Source organism: Pedobacter sp. UBA4863, from assembly GCF_002399615.1.
In the GTDB taxonomy this organism is placed as follows: Bacteria; Bacteroidota; Bacteroidia; order Sphingobacteriales; family Sphingobacteriaceae; genus Pedobacter.
This window is the reverse complement of the sequence record NZ_DHDZ01000041.1, coordinates 1-7,637: the sequence shown is the minus strand read 5'-3', so window position 1 is coordinate 7,637 and position 7,637 is coordinate 1. Positions and strand designations below refer to the sequence as shown.

The following is a 7,637-nucleotide window of genomic DNA, read 5'->3' as shown; positions in this document are numbered from 1 at the left end:
AGCAATAATGCACTACGGGTTTATTTAATAAAGTTACGGTACAAAATATTCATGCCCTCACTTAATACCTTTCTAAACCTTACCGCTCCTTCATGATTATCTGGCAAGCTTCCTGTGCTAATTAATACCATTCCAAATTTTTTCTCAGGATTAAAAAACATGGTACTATATAAACCTGATGCCGAACCTGTATGGCCTACCAATAAATTTCCATCAGCAATGTCATTAGATTTAACTCTCCTAATTGCAAATGCGTACTCTTCTTCATCACCTACTTTTACAACTCCTTTTTGCATTAATTTAGCACTTGTTTCAGAAATAATGCGTTTGCCTTTGTAAACACCATAATTCATGTGCATGGTCATGTACTTTGCTAAGTCTATGGCAGATATTTTCATTCCGCCTGTTGGAGAAAAACTATAAGCACTATAACCCAACTGGTAATTATTCCATACGTTTCTGTTAGGCCTGTAAGCAGTTTTAGATTCGTTAAAAGTTTCTGTCTTTTTATCGTAGGTGTATAACGTAGCAAACTTGTTAGAATCCAATGAGTCTACATTATAGCCAGCGTTTAAGCCCAACGGATCAATAATATTTTTTTTAATATAATTATCGAAACGCATACCTGATGCTCTTTCTACGATGGCGCCAATTAGCGTAAAGTTTAAATTACAGTACTTATACTCGCTACCTGGCTCGTATTTACTATAACATTTTGTACGGCCCTCGTTCTTAGCTGGGTCTATCATGTCAAAGTTAAAATAGCCATCACTATCATTAAGGCTAGAGGTATGCGATAGCAACATTTTTAAGGTAATTACCTTGTCTGGGAAATTTGGATTAACTACTTTAAAGCCTACCAAATCAGACACATTATCCTCTAATTTCAATTTCTTAGCTTCAACCAATTGCATAACTGCCGTAGCGCAAAACGATTTAGAGATAGAGGCAATCCTAAAAATATCGCTACTAGTTAATTTGGTATTTTTCTCTATATTTTTTTGCCCAAAAGCATTACTATAAATAATTTCTCCATTTTTTACTACCGCTACAGATAAGCCAACTACTTTCAAATCTTGCATCATTTTTTGCAATTCTGCTTCGCCTTTGGCAACTTGGGCATAAGCAACAAACCCATTTACAATGAAGAGCAAAGGCAGTAAAAAGAATCCGTACTTTTTTAATGTTTTCATATTTCTAATTTAACTACAATTATTTTATAAAGTTTTTGTGTAAAATATTCATTCCTTCGGCTAAAACTTTTCTAATTCTAGAAGGTCCTTCATTGTTATCAGGCAAACTCCCCGAACTAATAACCACAAAGCCATACTTACCTTTAGGATTATATAGCATTGCACTATATAAACCAGTTAATGAGCCCGTATGCCCTACCAATAAATCTCCATCAATAATTCTAGGGCTTTTAATGTTTCTAATTGCAAAAGCATACCCTTCTTCGTCGCTTAGCTCTACCGTAGGTTTTTTCATCAATTTAGCACTTTTTTTAGACATGATGCGCACATCTTGGTACATACCATCGTTCATTAGCATCATCATGTATTTAGCTAAATCTGGTGCAGAAATTTTCATTCCGGCAGTTGGCGCAAAACTATAAGCACTATAACCTAACTGGTAGTTATCCCAAGTCTTACTGCGTTTATAGGCTATCGGCGCTTCGGTAAAAGTATCGGTTTTTGTATTGTATTCGTATAACGATGTAAACTTACTTTGATCTAAGGAATCTACATTGTAACCGGCTTTTAAACCTAATGGTTCAACAATATTCTGTTTAATGTAATTATCGAAACGCAAACCCGAAGCTCTTTCTATGACAACACCCAGCAAGGTGAAATTCGTATTGCAATACTTATAGCCTGTGCCAGGTTTATAATTGCTATAGCATTTATTATTTCCCTTATTTTTTGCTGGATCTATACCATTTAACGTACCCCAACCAGCGGTATCGTTTATACTAGAAGTATGGTTAAGTAGCATTTTCAATGTTATTACTTCATCCGGAAAATTAGGATTAACCACCTTAAAACCAACCAAATCCGAAACGTTATCTGTTAATTTCAACTTTTTAGCTTCTATTAATTGCATAATGGCAATAGCACAAAATGATTTAGAGATAGAGGCGATTCTAAAAGTATCATCTGTAGAAAGCTTGGTGTTTTGTGCAATATTTTTTAGACCAAAAGCATTGTTATAAATGATTGCCCCGTCTTTAACCACCGCTACCGACAGCCCAACCACTTTCATATCTTTCATCATTTGCTCCAGCTCTTTTTCTGCTTTAGCTACCTGACCATACACATCTACGCTGGCCATTATAATTAAAAGCAGCAGTAAATGAGTTTTGCATTTTTGAAATGTATTCATGTTTTGTTTTTCTTCTTAATAGAGACGTACTCTTTTATCAAAAGGACCTAAAATATCGATTAAAATTCTCACAACATTTACTTTATCAATTGATATTATTGTTAATAATGCACTATGGGTGTAACTGTAATAAATTACCGGCTTTTAACCTTTAACTAGATAGTAAGCTCAGGTTTATATTTTAAGAAAGCCCTGTAGGTATTTTATACAGCAGCTGAATTTTTAGGCAGTTAATTTCTTGTTGCTTTTTAATGAATAGGGAAACTATTTAAAATTGGCATTAAGATTTGTGCTAGAGGGAAGACTGTCTGTAGCTGGCGGTTTTTGGCATATTTGTCGTTTTGGGTATGTTGGTTCACCGTCGGTCTACCGTCGGTCTACCGTCGGTCCTACGTCGCCCGGGTTAACTTGAACCTAATGTTAGGGGCTGACGTTCTTTATTTTCATTTTAAATATTATTAAAAGAGCTAAAACAGCCGTAAAAACTGACTGACCTGTAGCGAAACGGAAAGCTACGCAGTAAAAATTAATATAGCTTAACAAGCATTATTTTTTACAAAAAAATCCCCCTGAAGAACCAGAGGGATTTAAAAAATTAAATTTTCAATCGCTTATTTTTTATTTAAAGCTTGCTGAATACGATCAGCTAAATCTTCTAAGTGATATTTACTTAAAGTATCGGAGGTTGAGTTAGTTTTAATTGCTTTGTCTAGCTCACGCAATTGTCCTTTTACTACAGAAACTGCATCGGTTTGAGTAGCGGTTAAGCCACTTGGGGCAGTACCTCTAAAAGCGGTAGCACCCGTTGGTGCAGCAGGAGGATTAACAATTGAAATCATTCTATCTACATAAGCTTTTTGTAAATTTCTACGATACACATCAATTACACCGCCACCTTTCAATTCTGAGAAAATTGAAGCATTCAAATCTTTAAACAAATCAGAAATTTTATAGGCAGCAGCACCATCAGCAGCTTCGGCAGCAATTAAATTACCCAATACCCTGGTAGAAACTATGCGAGCTAAAGCCGCATTTTGTAATTTAGACACCACTACCAACGGACTTTCGTTAATGTTATCTAATATAGATTGGTCTAGCAACCATTTTGGGGTAGTAAATACTTGTGCGTTTAACCAATTCATTGCTTCTTTTTGAGTAGTAGCTGGTGTACGTTCGTAAATTAAACCTGCTTGGTCAACCGTTTTTGGATTTTCGTAAATACCTCCAATATTTTTGCTTACGTGACCAATGTAACGGCCTAATTGTGTAGTTAACTGACCGTACATGTTACCTAACTCATCGTAGTTTTCGCCAGGTTGTTTAGTCCAGACTTTAAGGTTAGCTAAAATTACTTTCATGTTTTTAATACCGTAATCGCTCGCTTTCATGGCATTATCACTCAAATCTTCACTTTGCGAGTGCGGATCGTCTGGATTTGTTTCTGTACCAAACCATAAACGTCTGTTTTTAGCCGCTTCTACAGTCATTTTATCTAATATTTTCATATCAGAAGCTACTGTTTTACTATCAGGGAAATACCTGTAACCCCATTCAATGGCCCATTTATCATAATCGCCAATACGTGGATATAAACCCACTTTAGAGATATTATCTTCTGGTTGTGCAACATAGTTGAAACGGGCATAGTCCATAATAGACGGAGTATGTCCATTTTCTTCAACCCATTTTTTATTACGTAAATTCTCTACAGGCACCGTTGAACTAGAGCCGTGGTTATGACGTAAACCTAAAGTATGGCCCACTTCGTGAGAAGAAACAAAGCGAATTAAATCGCCCATTAATTCGTCGCTAAAGTTTACCGTACGAGCTCTTTTATCAACCGCAGCAGTTTGGATAAAATACCAATCGCGAACCAATTTCATCACATTGTGATACCAATTGATGTGGCTTTCCATAATCTCGCCAGTACGTGGGTCTGAGATACTTGGCCCACTTGCATTGGGAATTTCTGATGGCTTGTAAACGATAGCCGAGTTACGGGCATCGTCTAAGCTCCATGTAGAATCTTGTGCTTTTGTAGGTGCCATTTTACCCATTACGGCATTTTTGAAGCCCGCTTTTTCAAAAGCTTTTTGCCAATCGTTAACACCAGCAATTAAATAAGGCACCCATTTTTTAGGCGTAGCCGGATCAATATAGAAAACAATAGGCTTAGCTGGCTCTACCAATTCGCCACGCTTATATTTAGCTAAATCTTGTGGTTTTGGCTCCAATCTCCAGCGTTTAACCAACTCTAATTCCTTTACTCCTTGTGGGTTTAAATCGAAATCGGTATAACCAACTGCAAAATACCCTACACGCGGATCGAAATAACGAGGTTTCATTGGCACTTTAGGTAAAATAACCAACGAAGTGTTTAATTCTAAAGTAACAGCGCCTGTAGGTGCACCGCCACCACCAAATGATGGAGCACCACCCGGATTAGGTGTTGCCGCCTTAGCGTATGTTTTTACGGTTTTAATCTCTACGTTAGTAGGAAAACTTTTTATTTCTTGAATATAGCTTCTATCTGCTTGTTGTGCGCCAATACCAAATCTAGACTTGAACATGGAAGAACCAAAATAGAATATATCGTTATCACTGTTGATATAATTTGTTACATCGATTACACTACCATTTTTAGCTGAAGTAAAAGCCGCAATATCAAAAGCTGCTGCAATAGGCTGTACGCTAGAGTTCTGTAAAGATTGGTACATTGAAGCAGTACTATCTGCGCTATATGCCCTAAAGCTAATTTTACGCATAAAAATTCTGTTGTTTGGGCCTTTTTCGAAACGGATAACCGAGCTACCAATTTGGTCGCCGGCGTAACCTTGTGCCAAACGCACCTCTGCACCCGATTTCGAGATACGGCTTACCACCAAAATATCTCTATTTAGGGTACTGTCTGCAATTTCGAAATAGAATTTATCTTCAATTCTATGCGAAGTAATCATTCCCTTACGGGTTAGCGCTTTGCTGGTTATTACTTGGTCATACGGTTTAGGCTGTGCTTGAGGGGGTATGGCCGCACCAAAAGCTCCAGGATTTCTACGTGTAGAATCTCCCGCTGCGCCACCTTGTGTTGGTCGTTGGGCGTGCGCAAAAGTTACGGCTCCAGCAACCATCAATAGTGTAAATAGATTTTTCTTCATTAATTTGTTGAATAAGTTAATTAAAGAGTAAAAATAAGCGTAGTGTTGCGATATTCTCAGCATTGGGCATAACTTCTTAGTTACAATACTAATATAAAGTATGCACAACGAAGGTAACTGCTATAAAACAGCACAAATATGCGGTAGGTTATTTTTGAATGAATGTGCTAGTGCAAAATTTTAAAGACTAATTCCTTTAACAAATCACCATCAGAAATATTTCCAGAACTTTCTAAACCTTTACTTTTTAAATCGTATTCGCGTAAAAGACTTATAATATCGAAGGTTTTCCCAGCACTGAAAGTACGGGCAGCGGCTTCGTAGTCTTTAACAAAATAAGGACTTACGCCAAGTTCTTTAGCTGCATCACCTTTATTGGGCAGGTAATGATACTTCAATATTTTAGAAAAATAAGAGTTGAGATTAGCCATTACCATAATCATTGGATTGGCCTTTGGATTTCCGGCAAAATAATTAATGATTTGGTTGCTTTTTAACACATTTCGTGTAGCTAGTGCCTTTTGCAGTTCAAACACATTGTATTCCTTACTAATACCAATATTTCTTTGGATATGATCGGTTTGGATAGTAGTGTCCTGATTAATGTTTAAACAAAGTTTCTCTACTTCGTTTGCAATTTTAGAGAGGTCGGTGCCTAAATACTCGGCCATTAATGCGGCTGCTTGGGGCGCTATCTTGTAACCTTTACTTTTAATGTGGTCTTCAATCCAAGGCATCAATTTGTAATCTCTTACCGGATCGCTCTGAAAAACTACCCCATTAGTGTTGATAGCTTTGTAAATCTTTTTACGTTTGTCGAAATTAGCATATTTATAAGCCAACACTAAAATGGTGCTGGGTAATGGCTTTTCAAAATAGGCCAAGATAAAATCGGCTTCTTTGCTCGCTCCTTCATTTCCCCATTTTAAATCTTGCGCCTCTTTTACAATAATCAATTGATATTCAGCCATCATGGGATAACGCTTTGCAGCATTCATAATAGTGGCCATATCTGTATCTTTACCGTAAAGTACGGTTTGGTTAAACCCTTTTTCTCCATCAGAAAGCACATGTTTTTCCATGTAATCTACAATCTCATCAATATAATAGGGTTCTTCACCTTGCAATAGGTAAACAGGCTTAAATTTTCTAGCTTTTATATCTTTAATGATGTCTTCGGCGCTCATTATTCAAAATTACGATTTTAGATTTACGATTTTAGATTTGTTGAGGATTGTGAGTAATTTTTGGCATTCTAACAACACACTTTTTACTTTCAGCTTTTTACTTTTAACTTTACGCCTCAATGTTCAACCCAACTCCCCTAAACTTGCCTTTCTATCCTTTTAAAATTACCCAAAGGGATGGTCTTCATTATATTTTTGATGAGGTTAGGAAGAAACATTTGGTACTTACGCCCGAAGAATGGGTACGTCAGCATTTTATCAAATATTTAATTAAGGAGAAGCAATTTCCGGCAAGTTTGATGCAAATTGAAGGCGGTTTAAGCTTAAACCAGACTAAAAAACGCAGTGATATTTTAATTTATAACAACAGCGGAGAAAAATTAATGGTGGTAGAATGCAAGGCTCCTTCGGTAGCTATAACACAAGCCACTTTTGACCAAGCAGCAAGATATAATTCGGTTTATAAAGCAAAGTGGATGGTTATTACCAATGGCTTAAACCATTATTATGCACAAATAGACCATACTTGTAAAGGTTTTTCTTTTATAGAAGAATTACCCGTTTATAGTTTGCTGGTTTAATAAGATTAACTACAAAGATTATTTATCTTCGCCTCAAAAAAAAAGAAAATGATTGCACACCACGTACTATTTTGGTTAAAAACCGATACCACCGAAGAAGAAAAAGCAGCCTTTTTAAACGGATTGAAAAGTTTAGAAGACATTGAAGTTGTAAAAAGTTTTCATATTGGCGTACCTGCACCCATTGAGCGTGCAGTAGTAGATACCACTTATACCTTTAGCTTAATTCTATTTTTCGAAGATTTAGCTGCGCATGACATTTACCAAGTTCATCCGGTACACAAAGCGTTTCTAGATAAATTTAGGGTGTTTTTTGAAAAAGTAGTAATTTA

Annotated in this window: 6 protein-coding genes; 2 read left to right on the top strand and 4 right to left on the bottom strand. The window is 36.4% G+C overall.

The window, feature by feature from the left end; translation table 11 throughout:
• Nucleotides 1-20: 20 nt before the first annotated feature.
• The 4 genes from B3I52_RS10940 to holA all read right to left on the bottom strand — a co-directional run bounded on the left by B3I52_RS10940 (nt 21) and on the right by holA (nt 6,724).
• On the bottom strand, nt 21-1,193 hold the full coding sequence (locus B3I52_RS10940) for a serine hydrolase domain-containing protein (RefSeq protein ID WP_293301199.1): 1,173 nt from the start codon (nt 1,191-1,193) through the stop codon (nt 21-23).
• A gap of 19 nt (nt 1,194-1,212) precedes the next feature.
• Nucleotides 1,213-2,382 (bottom strand): serine hydrolase domain-containing protein, encoded by a 1,170-nt coding sequence (locus tag B3I52_RS10935; protein ID WP_293301197.1) that lies wholly within the window; start codon nt 2,380-2,382, stop codon nt 1,213-1,215.
• Nucleotides 2,383-2,993: 611 nt separating this feature from the next.
• The gene (locus tag B3I52_RS10930; RefSeq protein WP_293301195.1) at nt 2,994-5,537 is read right to left on the bottom strand and encodes a zinc-dependent metalloprotease; all 2,544 of its coding nucleotides are present in this window, start codon (nt 5,535-5,537) and stop codon (nt 2,994-2,996) included.
• 167 nt (nt 5,538-5,704) lie between these two features.
• Nucleotides 5,705-6,724, bottom strand: a complete 1,020-nt coding sequence (gene holA / locus B3I52_RS10925) for a DNA polymerase III subunit delta (protein ID WP_293301193.1) — start codon at nt 6,722-6,724, stop codon at nt 5,705-5,707.
• Nucleotides 6,725-6,843: 119 nt separating this feature from the next.
• Here holA and B3I52_RS10920 point away from each other — a divergent pair, with 119 nt between their 5' ends.
• Nucleotides 6,844-7,305, top strand: coding sequence for a type I restriction enzyme HsdR N-terminal domain-containing protein (locus B3I52_RS10920; RefSeq protein WP_293301191.1), 462 nt, complete (start codon nt 6,844-6,846; stop codon nt 7,303-7,305).
• A gap of 48 nt (nt 7,306-7,353) precedes the next feature.
• On the top strand, nt 7,354-7,637 hold a 284-nt coding region (locus B3I52_RS10915; protein ID WP_293301190.1), incomplete at its 3' end, for a Dabb family protein.

Bases quoted from the DNA above. Each gene is read 5' to 3' on its own strand.
- B3I52_RS10940 (WP_293301199.1), bottom strand. From the start codon at position 1,193: ATGAAAACATTAAAAAAGTACGGATTCTTTTTACTGCCTTTGCTCTTC.
- B3I52_RS10935 (WP_293301197.1), bottom strand. From the start codon at position 2,382: ATGAATACATTTCAAAAATGCAAAACTCATTTACTGCTGCTTTTAATT.
- B3I52_RS10930 (WP_293301195.1), bottom strand. From the start codon at position 5,537: ATGAAGAAAAATCTATTTACACTATTGATGGTTGCTGGAGCCGTAACT.
- holA (WP_293301193.1), bottom strand. From the start codon at position 6,724: ATGAGCGCCGAAGACATCATTAAAGATATAAAAGCTAGAAAATTTAAG.
- B3I52_RS10920 (WP_293301191.1), top strand. From the start codon at position 6,844: ATGTTCAACCCAACTCCCCTAAACTTGCCTTTCTATCCTTTTAAAATT.